This is a genomic window from Sulfitobacter noctilucicola, from assembly GCF_000622385.1.
Classification (GTDB): Bacteria; Pseudomonadota; Alphaproteobacteria; order Rhodobacterales; family Rhodobacteraceae; genus Sulfitobacter; species Sulfitobacter noctilucicola.
In genome coordinates this window covers 895,053-910,151 of record NZ_JASD01000008.1, presented here as the reverse complement: position 1 = coordinate 910,151, position 15,099 = coordinate 895,053, and the positions used below count along the sequence as shown (strand labels likewise).

The following is a 15,099-nucleotide window of genomic DNA, read 5'->3' as shown; positions in this document are numbered from 1 at the left end:
GCCGCTATGCTGATTGAAGGAAAGTCCTGTGTTGTCACGGGCGCAGGTAGCGGGATTGGCGCGGCGTTGGCGCACCGTCTGGCCGATATGGGTGCCAAGGTGTGTGTCTCCGACCTGGATAAAGATAAGGCGGAGGCTGTTGCTTCGGCTATTGGCGGGATCGCAAATGTCTGTGACGTCCGGGATGAAGCCCAGATAAATGCACTCGTTTCGCAGGCCACCGCAGAGCAGGGCGAAATCGACTTGTTTGTCTCTAACGCGGGCCTTGGGGGTGCTAATCCCGACCACGCTGCGTCACAGACCAACGCCAATTGGCAATTGAACTGGGAAGTTCACGTCATGGCCCACGTCTATGCATCACGCGCTCTCTTGCCCGATATGATCCGTCGTGGGTCGGGGTATCTGGTGAATGTCGCATCTGCTGCGGGTTTGCTGAACCAGATCGGGGATTCCGCGTATTCGGCGACGAAACACGCGGCCGTCAGTTTTGCGGAATCGCTCGCGATCAGCCATGGGCACGAAGGTATCGGTGTCTCTGTTGTTTGCCCCCAATACGTTGCAACGCCATTGCTTGGATTGTCTGACGTTGATGCGGCGGCTCAGGCGTCGCTATTGACTGCGGATGATGTTGCGGTTGCGATTGCGAAGGGAATTGAGGATCAGCAGTTTCTCATCCTGTCCCATCCCGAAGTGCAGAATTACGCGATGCACCGTGCGCAAAACCACGACCGCTGGATCGACGGAATGCGGATGCTGCGAGCCAAAGCGGTGGATACGTTCGGTGGCGTCGAGATCGAGAATTTTTACAAGCTCGTCTAGCAGAGCTCCTCATAGCCCGTCCCGACGCTTGTACTCTGACAGGAATTTGGTTCTGGAGGCGTCATAAACGGCATAGACCGGTGCAAGATCAATTTCGTCCTGTTGGCCGTCGCTCACGTCACGCTCCCCTTGATGGCACAGCTTTGAGAAAGCGGAAAAACCAAGACTGAGCGCACTGCCCTTTAGAAAGTGGAGGTCAGAGCCAAGCGTCGATCGATCCGCCATCGTTTTCAGCCGGTCGATTACGCTATCTACCTCTACCAGAAACAGATCGACTACCTCTTCAAAGTCTTCTTCGCCGACTTCCTCACGTAGTTCCTGCACGCGTGACCAGTCAATCATCCGCCCCTCCACCGCTTTCTTCAAGGTGGATGGGCCGCGTTAAAAAATTGTCACCAAATCCGGCTATTTATGTAGGTTTAGAGCATTCATGCGGTGTTAAGAGCGATCTGTCAGTGAGCACCGGAATTGAAGTTTGACCGGATTAATTATGGCACCCAGCCGAACGAAATACGCACCCTTGGATGGTGACCCGACGCAAGAAAATGCGCTGCGCATCCTGATTGTCGACGATAGCCGGCTGCAGCGCAGCATCCTTTCCAAGACGCTCACGAAATGGGGTTTTAACGTTCAGGAAGCTGCTTCGGGTGATGAAGCGTTGCTTCTGTGTGAGAAAGAAATCCCTGACCTCATTTTGAGCGACTGGATCATGCCGGGCATGTCGGGCATCGAATTCTGTCAGAGTTTTCGCGCAATGACGCAGGACGAATATGCGTACTTTATTCTCCTCACCTCCAAGAGCGATAAGGCAGAGGTTGCGCACGGTCTTGATTCAGGCGCTGACGACTTTTTGACAAAACCTTTCAACGCACACGAGCTTCGCGCGCGGATCACTGCCGGTCAGCGAATTGTCGAGATGCAGCGCGAACTGTCGATGCAAAACCGTAGGGTAGGGGAAACGCTTGAGGAGTTGCAGCGGGTTCACGACCTGCTGGATCAGGACTTGCTTGAGGCGAAGAAGCTGCAGCAGTCGTTGCTGCGCGAACGTCACAAGGTTTACGATGAAGGCGCGTTATCTCTGATTTTGCGATCCGCAGGTCATGTTGGCGGTGATCTTGTGGGGTTTTTCCCCACCGATGACGATCACCTGGGGCTGTTCGCGATTGATGTGTCCGGGCACGGTGTCAGCTCTGCGTTGATGACGGCGCGGCTTGCGGGATATATGTCTGCGACCGCGCCGGATCAGAACATTGCCTTAGTTCCCGATAACAAAGGCCGGTTTTCCGCCAGACCACCAGCGGATGTTGTTAGGATGCTCAACGACCTAGTGCTGAACGAAATGGAGACTGAACACTACTTCACCATTCTTCTGGCGTTCATTCACCTCCCGACAGGTCGTGTCAATTTGGCGCAAGCCGGTCATCCGCACCCGTTAGTACAGCGGAAAGATGGTTCGATTGAACAAACCGGTTCGGGTGGATTTCCTGTTGGTCTGCTTGAGGGCGCCGATTTTACCCAATTCACCCTGACGCTTGCGCCCGGCGATCGGTTGCTGTTGCTTTCTGACGGCGTGACAGAATGCCCTGATGCGGCAGGTCAAATGCTGGGAGAAGACGGGTTGCATGACATGATGATGCAATTGGCCGATGTGCGCGGCAAAGCGTTGATGGAAGCGTTGATGTGGGAGCTGTCAAACTTTGCGGGAACCGAAGATTTTCCCGACGATGTGTCTGGTATCCTGTTCGAATACGCCGGAACGGATCAGCCCAAATAGCGTTTTAAAAACATCCGGTCACCTGCATTGCCCAACATCTCGACTGCCTCAGCTGCGCTTAGCAGCAGGGTTTCGTGATCTGACTCTGTCGGTTCGGCAATCTTGCGCACTGGATGGGCCACATAAACGGTACACAGCTTCTCTGCCCAAAGATCGTACTCCGGCATAAAGACGAAGCGCCGGAACGCACCAAGACGGCGGGGGCGATCAATGCGCCAGCCTATTTCTTCCAGTACCTCGCGGTGCAACGCTTGTAGGGGACTTTCACCGGGATCAACGCCGCCTCCGGGAAGCTGGACGTCCACCCGAGGTGCAATTTGGGCGGTCGTCAGAATCCCGTTTCCCAATGGCAGGATTGCATATGCGCCAGGCCGAAGTCGGTATGACCTGTCTTTCTGTGGTACCTCACCGATCCGCCTGATCATCCGCCCGCCCCTTTATCCCGCGCTTGCCGCTCCTATATAGACGCGGTATGCCAAGCGGCCCGAGATAAGGAAACCCTCCATGACAGCGCAAATTCAAGCCGGAAACCAGATTGCGTGGGACGACAGCGTGCTGCCTTTCCAGCTAGACAACAGTGACGTGCGGGGCCGTGTTGCCCGTCTGGATGGCGTTCTGGACGGCATTTTGAGCCAGCATGATTACCCGCCGGTGGTCGAAGCGCTGGTTGCCGAAATGGCCCTATTGACAGCGCTGATCGGTCAAACGATTAAACTGCGCTGGAAGCTGTCCCTGCAAGTGCAGTCAAAGGGCGCTGTCCGTATGATTGCCACTGACTATTACGGCCCGGATGAAGAAGGCCGTTCTGCCCGCATCAGAGCCTATGCAAGCTATGATGAAGACCGCTTGACGGATGCCGCGCCTTTTGAGCAGATCGGCGAAGGCTATTTTGCGATTATGATCGATCAGGGTGAAGGCATGGTGCCTTATCAAGGCATTACCCCGCTTGAGGGCGGATCACTTGCCGCTTGCGCAGAGGCGTATTTCGCCCAATCCGAGCAATTGCCAACGCGCTTTTCGCTCAGCTTTGGTCAGTCGTCCGGCCCCAATGAGGATGAACATTGGCGCGCCGGTGGTGTTATGCTTCAACTCATGCCCAAGGCGTCTCCTTTTGCCGCAAAGACAGAGGGAACAGGCGAAGTTCTGACCGCAACCGATCTGGTGGATGGCGCTGAAGAAGAGAACTGGAACCGCGCGAACATTCTGCTCGACACGGTGGAAGATCTGGAGCTGATCGGGCCAAGCGTGCCGCCGACAGATCTCTTGCTGCGCCTGTTTCACGAGGAACAGCCTCGTGTGTTTGATGCGCAAGCCGTGCGTTTCGGGTGCTCCTGTTCGGAAGATCGTGTGCGTCAAAGCCTGTCGATCTATTCCGCCAAGGATATTGAGAAGATGACCACCGATGAAGGCCGTGTCACAGCAGATTGTCAGTTCTGCGGTGCGCATTACGATCTGGACCCAAAGACAGTCGGATTTGATGCAGAAACAACATGATGTCGCGAACACTCTGACGCGGATCAAGGCCGGTCTGACCGCATCCGGTACGCAGACATCCGACTTTGATCTTAATTCCGATGTGACTTTGCCGGCAGGACGTGTTTTGCGTCCCGCCGGTGTTCTTGCTCCGCTTGTCACGCGCGACGATGGGCTGCATCTTCTGCTGACAAAGCGTTCTTCCGCATTAAAGCACCACCCGGGGCAGATCGCCTTTCCGGGTGGAAAGCAAGACGAAGGCGACGCGGATGTGATCGCAGCGGCCCTGCGGGAAGCGCAGGAAGAAATCGGTCTTCCTACAGAACTGGTTGATGTCCTTGGCGTTCTCCCTGCTCACGAGACAGTAACGGGTTTTACTGTTACGCCTGTTTTTGCCCATGTTAGAGCCGAATTCGAGATCAAACCCGAACCCGGTGAAGTCGACGAAGTGTTTTCTGTTCCGCTCTCGCACGTTCTTGAGCCCGTAAACTATCTTATCGAATCCCGTCGCTGGCGCGGCACACGTCGACATTATTTTGCTGTTCCTTACGGCCCCTATTACATCTGGGGCGCAACGGCGCGTATGTTGCGTGCATGGGCCGACCGAATGACATCCTGATCCCGCCAGATACCAGCTGGCTGAACGATCCCGCCGCGCGCAAGTTGTGTCAGGCAATGGGCGATGCAGGATTCCAAATTCTGTTTGTGGGCGGCTGTGTGCGAAATGCGCTCTTGGGTCTTGCCGATAGCGACATTGATATGTCCACGAATGCCTTGCCCGATCAGGTAAGCGCGATCGCGGAAAATGCCGGATTTAAAGCGATTCCCACCGGTATAGATCACGGAACGATTACTGTTGTTGTTGATGGTGCCGGTTTTGAGGTCACAACATTCCGACGCGATGTGGCCACCGACGGTCGCCGCGCAGTCGTCGCGTTTTCGCACAGCATTGAAGATGACGCCCGCAGGCGGGATTTTACCATGAACGCGCTGTATGCAGACATCGGCGGGAACGTTTTTGATCCATTGGGTGGGGTTCAGGACCTGCTGGCTAGACGGGTGAAGTTTATTGAAGACCCTGACGCCCGTATCAAGGAAGACTATCTGCGCATCCTTCGGTTCTTCCGTTTTTCGGCGTGGTATGCGGATGCCCATAACGGTTTTGACGCAATCGCGCTTGCGGCAATTTCTACAAATACAGACGGGTTAGAGACACTTTCTGCCGAACGCGTTGGGCAGGAAATGTGGAAACTGCTGGCCGCACCGGACCCTTCCAAGGCGCTTGCAACGATGCGGCAGGTGAATGTGCTCGCGACTATCATGCCCGGCGCTGATGACCGGATGATTGGCGTACTGGTTCACATGGAGGACGTGCTTGGGCTGTCGCCTGATCCCGTTTCCCGTTTGACGCTTTTGGGCGGTGACGATCCTACACAGAAGCTGCGCCTCAGCAAAAACCAATCTCGCGCTTTGGCGGTTCTGAAAGAAGCCGCCTTTGAGGGTCCTTCAATCGCAGAGATCGCCTATCGACATGGTGAACAAACTGCGAGGGCTGTCGTTGCCATTCGCGCGACGATCGCTGAGGTGGAACCAGAATTTGGTCAGTTAAAGACAATCTCCAGCGCGGCTGCTGCAAAATTTCCGGTGGCAGCATCTGATCTGATGCCGAATTACGCCGGTGCCGCGCTTGGGCTTAAACTCAAAGAGCTTGAACAGCGGTGGATAGAGTCTCACTTCCGGCTCACAGCGGCAGAACTGTTGGATAACGGCTGAAGGGTCGACATTTTGACCTACCGGCGTTAAGCAATAGTTCTGAGACACGGGAGGATTACAAAATGTATCGCGGGATCTGGTTCGGCTAAAGCTGCACTCGATTTGTCCCTGTCAGGGTACGCTTTTGCGTAGCCGGCCATTTTGTATCTGAAAATTCAAGGCATTTGCCCTATGTTCCGTTTCTTTGAAAACCTCGTAAACCCCTATGTCGACTACCCCGAGGACGACACACCGCCGCGCAGGCTGTGGCCCTTTATGCGCGCTTATTGCGGCCCGTTTATGGGTGTTTTTGCGCTCACGGGGTTCATGTCGATTGTCGTCGCTGCGATAGAGATCGGATTGATCTACTATATGGGGCGTATCGTTGATCTGCTGAGTGCCGGGCCAGGGCAGATGTGGGCGGAGCATGGCACCGAACTGATCCTCATCGCGGCTTTTGTTCTATTGGTGCGGCCGCTGGCTCAAGGGCTGGATGTTGCGCTGCTTAATAATACGATCCTGCCGAACTTTGGTACGCTGATCCGTTGGCGAGCGCATCGTCAGGTTCTTCGGCAGTCCGTCGGTTGGTTCGAGAATGATTTCGCCGGACGCATTGCCAATCGCATTATGCAAACGCCACCGGCGGCTGGCGAAGTTGTGTTTCAGGCCTTCGATGCGATCTCTTATGCGTTGGCGTACATGATCGGTGCTGCGATCCTGCTGATGACGTCCGACTGGCGGCTGATGTTGCCGTTGCTTGGTTGGTTCTTTCTTTATGGGATGTTGGTTCGCTGGACCGTGATCCGCGTCGGGCCTGCGTCCAAGGCAGCCTCGGATGCGCGATCATTGGTTACAGGGCGCGTGGTCGATGCCTACACCAATATTCATTCGGTTAAAATGTTTGCCCATCATGACCTCGAAGTTGATTTCGCCAAGGAGGCGATTGAAACGGCGCGTGACACCTTTCAGAAGGAAATGCGCATTTTCACGATCATGGATATGACGCTGGTCGGTCTGAATGGCTTGCTGATCGTCGGTGTTGTCGGCTGGGCGCTGGCGCTTTGGACATGGGGCGAGGCGAGCGTGGGCGTTGTTGCGGCTGCCGCTGCGCTGACATTGCGCCTGAATTCGATGACCGGTTGGGTAATGTGGGCCCTTTCATCTTTCTTCCGCCAGCTTGGCGTTGTGGCCGAGGGAATGGAAACCATCGCGCAGCCCATCACGTTGACGGACCGCGCCAATGCCCGCCCGCTTGTGTTGGAAAAAGGGGAGATCGAGTTGAAAGGCCTGACGCACCATTACGGTCGCGCGCAGGGTGGCCTTGAGCAGATCGACCTGAGTGTGAAGCCCGGGGAGCGGATTGGACTGGTCGGAAGGTCCGGGGCCGGAAAATCGACCCTAGTGAAGCTTCTTTTGCGATTTTACGATGCCGAGGACGGTCAAATTCTGATCGATGGGCAAGATATCTCTGCGGTGACACAGGACAGCCTACGGCGCGCCATTGGGATGGTGCAGCAGGACAGCTCGCTCTTGCACAGGTCAGTGCGCGAAAATATCCTTTATGGACGTCCCGATGCGGGGGATGCTGCGATGATTGCTGCGGCAAAACAGGCGCAGGCACATGACTTCATTCTTGAACTGTCCGATCCCGAGGGGCGAACAGGTTACGATGCCCGCGTCGGAGAGCGCGGTGTCAAATTGTCAGGCGGTCAACGTCAACGGATTACGCTCGCTCGCGTGATTCTCAAGGATGCTCCTATTCTGGTACTGGATGAAGCGACCTCTGCTCTTGATAGCGAGGTCGAAGCGGCCATTCAGGAAACGCTTTACGGCATGATGGCGGGCAAAACCGTAATTGCGATCGCGCACCGCTTGTCGACTATCGCGCAGCTGGACCGGATTCTTGTTCTGGACCAGGGCCACATTGTGGAAGATGGCAGCCATGACGCGCTTTTGGCGAATGGTGGGCTATATGCAGATTTCTGGGAGCGCCAATCAGGCGGCTTTCTGGCTTTGGATGCTGACGCTAAAGGATAGACGCGTGAAGATTTCAGATTGGATCAATCCGTTCTCTGTTGCTGAAGGGCCGCCGCCGCAGACTTTGGCCGCATTCATGCGATGGAGCTTGTCGGGCGCGTGGTTGGTCCTTTTCTTCGCGGCATTTCTGTCGGCGCTTGCCGGCGCCATGGAGGCCGGAACAGCCTGGATTTTGGGGAGGGTGATTGACGCGACGATCTCCGCAGGGCCGGATGCGTTTTTTGATGGCAGCAATTTCGGGCTGATTGTCGGCGCGATTGCATTCTTTTTGATTTTGCGTCCAGTGCTTTTTGGTCTGTCATCCGGCGCAAATTCGATCATCGTCGGGCCGAATGTTAATCCATTGGTGCTGTCCCGCTTGCACCGATGGACGCTTGGGCAGAACGTCAGCTTTTTCGATGATGATTTCGCCGGTCGGATCGCACAGAAACAAATGCAGACATCACGTGCCGTGACTGATGTTGCTGTAGAAATGATTAATGTGGTCGCCTTTGCGTTGGCGTCGCTTGTGGGGTCTGTCGCACTTCTGGTAGCGATTGACTGGCGCGTGGCCATTGGTTTTGCGGTTTGGTTGATCGGCTATTTCGGCTTGATCAGGTGGTTTTTGCCGCGTGTGCGTCAACGGTCCGCCGCCCGTGCCGGTGCCAAGGCGATGGTATCGGGTCAGGTGGTCGATACGATCACTAACATCAAGACAGTGAAATTGTTCGCCCACGCGGACCACGAAGATCGCGCGGCGCTGGGCGCGATGCAGACTTTCCGTGAACGTGCCCTTGAATTCGGTTACCTGGCCGCTGGCTTCCGGCTCGCGTTGATGACTTTGGCGGGCCTGCTACCGGTTGTGTTGATCGGCGGCACTATCCTTCTATGGCAGCGCGGGGTTGCAACCGAAGGTGATATTGTCGCTGCGGGTGCGATTGCCATTCGGATCGCGCAGATGACGGGTTGGGTTAGTTTCACGTTGATGGCGATCTATTCCAACGTCGGAGAGATTGAAGACGGAATGAAGACCCTAACACCACGTAACAGGGTCGAAGACGTTCCAGATGCCGAACCGCTGGATGTGCATAGCGGCGAGATCGAACTGAACGATCTGGCCTTTGCCTATGGTCGGGATACGGGCGGTATCGAGGGGATCAGCCTGACCATCAAGCCGGGCGAAAAGCTGGGTATTGTTGGCGCGTCAGGTGCTGGTAAATCAACGCTCGTTGCGTTGCTTTTGCGGCTCTACGAAGGGGAAAAGGGTTCGATCTTGATTGACGGGACCGATCTGCGGGACGTCACTCAGGAAAGCCTGCGCCGCAATATCGGGATGGTCACGCAGGAAACAGCTATGTTTAACCGTTCTGCCCATGACAATATTCTTTACGGACGGCCCGGTGCGACCAAGGACGAGGTGATTGAGGCTGCGAAACGTGCAGAGGCGCATGAATTTATCGCTACCTTGGAGGATCACAAAGGCCGCAAAGGGTATGATGCGCATCTGGGCGAGCGGGGCGTGAAGCTTTCAGGCGGGCAACGGCAACGTATCGCTTTGGCACGCGCCATTCTGAAGGATGCGCCTATATTGGTTCTGGACGAAGCGACGTCAGCCTTGGATAGCGAGGTAGAGGCCGCCATTCAGACGGCGTTGACCCGTGTTATGGAAGGCAAGACGGTTCTGGCCATCGCGCACCGTTTGTCGACGCTAACAGAGATGGACCGGATCGTTGTTATGGATGCCGGCAGGATTGTCGAAACGGGAACGCATTCGGTGCTTCTGGCGCAAGACGGGCTATATGCACGCTATTGGCACAGGCAATCGGGTGGCTTTTTGAACATGAAAGCCGCTGAATAGGCTTGGGCTAACCGGATAGTCGCGCTACAGCAGGGCATGAGCGAACACAAAATCATCAGACTGGGGCATCATGGCGACGGGATCGCACATGGTCCCGTTTTTGCACCGATCACATTGCCGGGTGAGGTCGTGACAGGTGCGGTTGACGGACAGACGTTGAAGGAGGTGCGGATTGTAACACCGTCCGACGACCGCGTTGCCGCCCCCTGCCGCCATTTCAAATCCTGCGGTGGATGTACCCTGCAACATGCCAGCGATGAGTTTGTAGCAGACTGGAAGATCGGGATTGTTCGGTCGGCGCTGGAAGCACACGGGATAGACACTGATTTCAGGCCAATCGTGACGTCACCGCCAAAGTCGCGCAGACGGGCGACCTTTGCTGCAAAGCGCACGAAAAAGGGCGCGATGGCGGGCTTTTACGGTCGTGGCTCTGATGTCGTTATTGAAATACCGGATTGCCAGCTTTTGCTGCCCCAGTTGATGCAGGGATTGGATGTTGCCAAAGAGCTCGCGCTGATTGGTACCAGCCGCAAAGCTGCCTTGGCCGTAACCGTTTCGGTTGCTGCAAATGGCCTGGACGTGGCCGTGACGCAGGGAAAGCCGTTGGATGGACCTTTGCGTCAGGGGCTTGCCGAGCTTTGCGAACGCCTTCTGTTGGCCCGGCTGAGTTGGGATGATGAAATTATCGGGATGCGCAAGCCACCGGTACAGCGTTTTGGCACCGCGGAAGTTCTGCCGCCCCCCGGTGCGTTTCTTCAAGCGACGTCGCATGGAGAGGCATCCTTGCTGGCGTGTGTGCGTGAGGTGGTCGGGGAAGCCAAGCATGTTGCCGACCTTTTCGCAGGGTGCGGCACCTTCGCACTGCCATTGTCAGAGAAATCTCAGGTTATTGCGGTCGAAAGCGAGCCTGCCATGATAAAGGCTTTGGATCAGGGCTGGCGCATGGCAAAGGGGCTAAAGCCGCTGACGGCAGTTGCACGTGATCTGTATCGCCGTCCGCTGCTTCCGGACGAGATGCGGGCGCTGGACGTGGTGGTGCTTGATCCTCCTCGTGCCGGGGCGGAGCGGCAGGTGGCAGAGATTGCCAAGTCCCGCGTGCCGCGTGTGGCCTATGTTTCCTGTAACTCCGTCAGCTTCGCGCGCGATGCGCAGACGCTTACAGAAGCGGGATATACGCTCGATTGGGTTCAGGTCGTGGATCAATTCCGCTGGTCCGCCCACGTAGAGCTGGCGGCCTGTTTCAGTATTTCAACTGAACGCCCCCCGGAATTGAGCCTCACGTCTTTTTGAACGAAGAAATTCCTGCTATGTGGTAGCGCAAGGCAAGCGGGCCATAAGCGTTCGCGACGAAGGTAGTCAGGCATGAAACGCAGAACTCTTATTCTTGGTGGCACCGCGCTTGTCGCGCTGGGCGCTTGTGGAAACAGCAAATTCAAAAGCTATAACGGGCCCGAGGTGACGTATGTCGTCGTCAATAAAGGTGCCCGCAAGATGATGCTGCTGCATCATGACCGCGTACTGAAAGATTACCGGATCAAGTTGGGCTTTGCCCCCGCAGGTCACAAAGAAATCGAAGGGGATGGCCGGACACCCGAAGGGATCTATTTGATCGACCGGCGCAATCCCAATAGCCGCTTTCACCTGTCGCTTGGTATCTCGTATCCAAACGCCCGCGACCGGCAGCGCGCCCACGAGATGGGCAAGTCGCCCGGCGGCGACATCTTTATTCACGGCCAGCAGAATCCTCTTAAGAAAGATAAGGGTGACTGGACGTGGGGCTGTATCTCTGTGACCAACAAGCAGATGGAAGACATCTATGCGATGGTCGGGGATGGAACACCTATCCAGATCAATCCTTGATGTCCGGATTGATCCGTTAAAGGTGAATGGGCTATTCGCCCATTACCAGCGTCCACCAGATTTTGCCGCCTTTTTCCTGAAACCATGCAAAACCCATGTTCCGGGCTTCACCTGCCATTATCACGCGACGGGTGTCAGGTTGGTCCATCCAGGCCGCGAGTGTTTCAAGCTCGGATTCGTAAGTTTCGGAAATCGTTTCACCGACAAGCTTGCCTGCGTACCCAACGCGCTGAATGCGGTCGATTGGTGATGATCCGTCCGAACCGAAGTGCCAGGGACGGTTCTGCACCGACATGTCGCGTGCATGGGTTGCGGCGGCAGCATTCAGTTGCGGGTTCAGAGCAACCGGCGGGCGCCCTGCCGCCTGCCTAAGCGCGTTGACCGAATCAAGCATACGAAACTGGATTTTGCCGGTATCGGAGTTGCTGATCCGGTAGGCTTTGGGCAGAGGCTTACCATCTGATCCAAGTTGCGGGGTCGAGGACACACAGGCAGAGAGCGCAAGTGCAGCGGTCAACAAGAGAGGGATTAAGCGGATCATCAGGGTACTCCAACCGTTTTGGTATGACCTGCCATACCCCGCAGCGCGTTGCAGTTCAAACGCACATCAGCGTTACTATGCCGGTTGACGGTTGTTTGATTTGATACTGCGTCTTTCGGGCCATATATAAAGACAGATATAAAGCAGTTGATTGGATGGAGACAAAACATGTCTGATACGCGCAAAAATTCCACAAGCCGCCGGAGTTTTCTTGCCGGCAGCGCCGCAATGTTGGCAGCGCCCGCATTTGCGCAGAACACGTCTTCGGTCAACTCCGCCTCGACAACACAGACGGAGCGGGACCTGACAGAAGTGGTTCGTCGCAACATTTCCAGCTTTAGAACGTTGGATTGGCAGCCGTATTTCGACAATACGCGCGGTGGTGCGATCCTTGTCGATATCGACAGCCGCGCTGTGCATTACTGGTCCGAGGACCAGAGCATTTACAAGCTTTACCCGTCCAGTGTGCCGCTGACCGACGATCTGACGCGTCGTGGGCGGACCAAAGTTATTCTGAAGGATCCAGAGCCGTCTTGGCGTCCGACGCCGTCAATGCTCAAGCGAAACCCGGAATGGCCGCCGTTCATCGGACCGGGCCCTGACAACCCGCTTGGAACGCGGTCACTGCACCTGAGCTGGACCTATTATCGCATCCACGGAACCCACGACACACGCAAGATCGGACGCAAGTCATCCAACGGATGTATCGGCCTCTATAATGAGCATATTGAAGAGCTGTACGAGATGGCGAAAGTCGGAACACAGGTGTTGCTAATTTGACGACATTGCTGTGCTTGTGAGGCTTACGAACAGAATACGGGTTTGCATTCCCACGGTTATCCTGTTTAGAAAGTTTTACGAGGTAAGTCTTGGGCGCGTGCGCGCTCAATTGCAACGCACGCCAATTCTGGAGGTTATTACTATGAAAAAACTCGTTCTCGCCGCTGCACTGACAGCTGCTGCATCGACTGCATATGCTGGTTCACTGGCAGATCCAATCATCGAAGCACCCGTCATCGTTGAAGAAGCATCTGGTTCTTCTTCCGGCGTCCTGATCCCGCTGATCTTGCTGGCTCTGGTTGCTGCGGCTGTTGCTTCCGACTAATTCGGATCAACACTGAAAATTAAAAGGGCGGTACTTTGGTACCGCCTTTTTTGCGTTTGATGCCCTTGTTTGACGGCCTCCAAAGTCGCTATTTGCCTGACAGTTGCCACGTCACTCCAGACCGACTACGCTTTGGTTGCGCACCAAGGGGGGTCATATTGTGATATCCGAAGGCGAAAAAGAAGAAATCAAATCACTGCTCAAAGTGGGGCGAAAGCGGACGCTCAGTTTCGGTGTCTGCCTTGGTGAAGAACCCGAAGAGACCGTATTTGTCATGCACCGCCGAACGCTGCCTCGTATTATGGGCCAGCAGGCAAGGGCAGAAGGCAACACCGCGAGAATCGCCAAAGGGCTGATGGAAGTTGACGGCAGGGTCGTCAAACTGTGTTGCGAGGGGAAGGTGCCAATGGGTTTGGCAAAGAACCTCAAAAAGTACCTCAAGCTTTTGAAGATGACGATGACCGTCCAGATTGTGGATGAGGTTGCTCCTCTTACAGATGATACCGAAGAGGAAGAGCCAGAGCCCGCCGTCGAGGCGGCTGAAGTTCAAGACGAAGCTGTCGAGGCCGCACCCGACACGCCCGATGTTCCGCCTGAGCAAGCGCACTATGAGGCATTGGCCGCCCCGATGGCGTCACAGATCGAAGGTCTTAAATCGGATGATGATCCGAAAGCCAAAAAGCTGGTCGCGATCTGGGATCTGGCAGTCAAACGCGCCGATACGGGCGACTATAAAACCGCGATCAAGGCCCTGACGAGCGTGTCGGAACACTTGTAATCGCGGCGTCTGGAACGATTAGTCCAACCATCCCTTGAGGTTTTCCGAGATAACGTTCGAAAGAGCTTCAATATGTGCCGGATCGTCATTGAGACAGGGAATGTACATAAATTCCTCGCCGCCAGCTTCTTCAAAGCTCTCTTTGATTTCTTCGTTAATCTCTTCGAGGGTCTCAATACAGTCCGCTGAAAAAGCAGGCGCACAAACCGCGATGTTCTTTTTGCCCGCCTCGGCCTGACGCGCAACTTCTTCTACAGTATAGGGCTGCAACCATTCTTCCGGTCCGAATTTCGATTGGAACGTGGTCATGATCTCTGTGTCTTTCCACCCCAACCGTTCTTTCAGCAGGCGCGTGGTTTTCTGACATTGGCAATGATAGGGATCGCCCTCCATAAGGTACCGGATCGGAACACCGTGGTAGGAACAAATCAAGATATCCGGCCGCTTCTCGGCCTTTTCATACGCACGCTCAATTGATTGCGCCAAGGCTTCGATATAATCGGGGCGATCAAAATAGGGCTCGACCACGCGCGCGATCGGTTGCCATTTTTCCTTGCCCAATGCCGCAAAGAACGCGTCGCATGCGGTGGCTGATGTGGCCCCGGCGTAGTGGGGGTAAAGCGGGAAGAACAGGATTTTCGTGCATCCCGCCGCTGTCATCGCTTCGACCTTGGATTTGGTCGAAGGATTGCCGTAGCGCATGCAAAAATCGACCATGACATCATCGCCATAGCGCTTCTTCATTTCAGCAGTAATCTTGGCAGTCTGCGCCTTGGTGATCGTCATCAACGGACTTTCACCCGCTTCCTCGTTCCAGATGGACTTGTACGCAGCGCCGGATGTGAAGGGCCGTTTCGTCAGGATAATCAGCTGCAACAATGGCTGCCACAGCCACGGAGAATAATCGATGACGCGGCGGTCGGACAGGAATTCACCCAAATAGCGGCGCATGGACCAATAGTCGTAGTTATCCGGCGTTCCAAGGTTCGCGACAAGCACGCCAACCCGCTGTTTGGGAACGGCAGGGTGATCGTCATTGGCGTGAACAGGGCGCGCGGCTTGCATTTTGTGGTCCTTCGATAAATCCATGCCCTTGGGTCCTTATCTAATAATCTTAGTCGCA

16 protein-coding genes are annotated in these 15,099 nt (G+C 55.4%); 12 read left to right on the top strand and 4 right to left on the bottom strand.

Features of this window, described 5'->3' with window-relative positions; translation table 11 throughout:
* Positions 1–6 precede the first annotated feature (6 nt).
* Positions 7–819, top strand: a complete 813-nt coding sequence (locus Z946_RS0108215; RefSeq protein ID WP_025055251.1) for an SDR family oxidoreductase — start codon at positions 7–9, stop codon at positions 817–819.
* A 9-nt stretch (positions 820–828) separates the two neighbouring features.
* Here the strand turns inward: Z946_RS0108215 and Z946_RS0108210 are convergent, their stop codons facing one another.
* Entirely contained in the window at positions 829–1,161 is a 333-nt protein-coding gene (locus tag Z946_RS0108210; protein WP_025055250.1) for an Hpt domain-containing protein, read from the bottom strand.
* Between the two features lie 148 nt (positions 1,162–1,309).
* On the opposite strand from Z946_RS0108210, the gene Z946_RS0108205 reads away from it, so the two are divergent.
* Positions 1,310–2,593 (top strand): PP2C family protein-serine/threonine phosphatase, encoded by a 1,284-nt coding sequence (locus tag Z946_RS0108205; protein WP_025055249.1) that lies wholly within the window; start codon positions 1,310–1,312, stop codon positions 2,591–2,593.
* On the opposite strand, the gene Z946_RS0108200 is transcribed toward Z946_RS0108205, so the two are convergent.
* A complete protein-coding gene (locus tag Z946_RS0108200; RefSeq protein WP_025055248.1) occupies positions 2,581–3,018 on the bottom strand; it encodes an NUDIX domain-containing protein in 438 nt (145 codons plus the stop codon). The two genes, Z946_RS0108205 and Z946_RS0108200, sit on opposite strands and share 13 nt — an antisense overlap.
* Before the next feature lie 79 nt (positions 3,019–3,097).
* Here Z946_RS0108200 and hslO point away from each other — a divergent pair, with 79 nt between their 5' ends.
* The 7 genes from hslO (at position 3,098) to Z946_RS0108165 (ending at position 11,552) form a co-directional block, all read left to right on the top strand.
* Positions 3,098–4,087, top strand: a complete 990-nt coding sequence (gene hslO, locus Z946_RS0108195) for an Hsp33 family molecular chaperone HslO (RefSeq protein WP_025055247.1) — start codon at positions 3,098–3,100, stop codon at positions 4,085–4,087.
* Positions 4,071–4,685, top strand: coding sequence for a CoA pyrophosphatase (locus Z946_RS0108190; RefSeq protein ID WP_025055246.1), 615 nt, complete (start codon positions 4,071–4,073; stop codon positions 4,683–4,685). Before hslO ends, Z946_RS0108190 begins: the two co-directional genes overlap by 17 nt.
* Positions 4,661–5,839, top strand: a complete 1,179-nt coding sequence (locus tag Z946_RS0108185) for a CCA tRNA nucleotidyltransferase (RefSeq protein WP_052836086.1) — start codon at positions 4,661–4,663, stop codon at positions 5,837–5,839. The genes Z946_RS0108190 and Z946_RS0108185 overlap by 25 nt, the downstream gene beginning before the upstream one ends.
* Before the next feature lie 171 nt (positions 5,840–6,010).
* Positions 6,011–7,855, top strand: a complete 1,845-nt coding sequence (locus tag Z946_RS0108180; RefSeq protein WP_025055244.1) for an ABC transporter ATP-binding protein — start codon at positions 6,011–6,013, stop codon at positions 7,853–7,855.
* 4 nt (positions 7,856–7,859) lie between these two features.
* Complete coding sequence (locus Z946_RS0108175) at positions 7,860–9,692, top strand: ABC transporter ATP-binding protein (RefSeq protein WP_025055243.1); 1,833 nt, start codon at positions 7,860–7,862, stop codon at positions 9,690–9,692.
* A 36-nt stretch (positions 9,693–9,728) separates the two neighbouring features.
* A complete protein-coding gene (locus Z946_RS0108170; protein ID WP_025055242.1) occupies positions 9,729–10,982 on the top strand; it encodes a class I SAM-dependent RNA methyltransferase in 1,254 nt (417 codons plus the stop codon).
* 72 nt (positions 10,983–11,054) lie between these two features.
* A complete protein-coding gene (locus Z946_RS0108165) occupies positions 11,055–11,552 on the top strand; it encodes a L,D-transpeptidase family protein (protein WP_025055241.1) in 498 nt (165 codons plus the stop codon).
* A 31-nt stretch (positions 11,553–11,583) separates the two neighbouring features.
* On the opposite strand, the gene dalA is transcribed toward Z946_RS0108165, so the two are convergent.
* On the bottom strand, positions 11,584–12,093 hold the full coding sequence (dalA, locus tag Z946_RS0108160) for a divisome-associated lipoprotein DalA (protein WP_025055240.1): 510 nt from the start codon (positions 12,091–12,093) through the stop codon (positions 11,584–11,586).
* Positions 12,094–12,261: 168 nt separating this feature from the next.
* Here dalA and Z946_RS0108155 point away from each other — a divergent pair, with 168 nt between their 5' ends.
* From Z946_RS0108155 to Z946_RS0108145, 3 genes are all read left to right on the top strand, one after another.
* Positions 12,262–12,873: a L,D-transpeptidase gene (locus tag Z946_RS0108155; protein WP_025055239.1), complete on the top strand. Its 612-nt coding sequence runs from the start codon at positions 12,262–12,264 to the stop codon at positions 12,871–12,873.
* A gap of 142 nt (positions 12,874–13,015) precedes the next feature.
* Entirely contained in the window at positions 13,016–13,198 is a 183-nt protein-coding gene (locus Z946_RS0108150; protein ID WP_025055238.1) for a hypothetical protein, read from the top strand.
* A gap of 160 nt (positions 13,199–13,358) precedes the next feature.
* Positions 13,359–13,976 (top strand): hypothetical protein, encoded by a 618-nt coding sequence (locus tag Z946_RS0108145; protein WP_025055237.1) that lies wholly within the window; start codon positions 13,359–13,361, stop codon positions 13,974–13,976.
* Between the two features lie 18 nt (positions 13,977–13,994).
* Here the strand turns inward: Z946_RS0108145 and hemH are convergent, their stop codons facing one another.
* Complete coding sequence (gene hemH, locus Z946_RS0108140; RefSeq protein WP_025055236.1) at positions 13,995–15,041, bottom strand: ferrochelatase; 1,047 nt, start codon at positions 15,039–15,041, stop codon at positions 13,995–13,997.
* Between the last annotated feature and the right edge of the window lie 58 nt (positions 15,042–15,099).